Consider the following 381-nt stretch of genomic DNA (forward strand, 5'->3'; position numbering starts at 1 on the left):
CAGCGCCTCCACTCAGCCCTCGGGTACCGTACGCCTGAGCAGGCCGAGCAGCGCTGGGCAACGTAACCTCCGTGTCCACAAAAACGGGGGAGGATCACTTCACTGACGCCCACCTGCCAGCGTCTCACCCCAGCGGTCTGTGCCGTACCTGAGAGGCTACCGGTGCACCTTGGGTGAAACGCTGCCCTGCGAAAGCGCTCTGTCTGCAATGAGCGCCGCTGCTACGGACGGTTCAACCTGCACCGTATCTGAGCTTGGTGCAGCCCCATCGGCGAGCCTCGACACGAACTCTCCCGCCGGCGAGGCGGCGTTCTGCTCCATGAAGGCGGTGATTTTCGGCGCGATCTCGGCCCGAAAGCGCGAGCCGTTGAAGATGCCGTA

The 381-nt window shown here is 64.3% G+C and carries 1 pseudogene; it reads right to left on the reverse strand.

What is annotated here, in order from left to right:
- Window positions 1–156 precede the first annotated feature (156 nt).
- Window positions 157–381, reverse strand: a pseudogene (locus tag WDW90_RS38440) (polyhydroxyalkanoate depolymerase); the annotation flags it as partial.

The organism is Methylobacterium nigriterrae (assembly GCF_037106235.1).
Taxonomy (GTDB): domain Bacteria; phylum Pseudomonadota; class Alphaproteobacteria; order Rhizobiales; family Beijerinckiaceae; genus Methylobacterium; species Methylobacterium nigriterrae.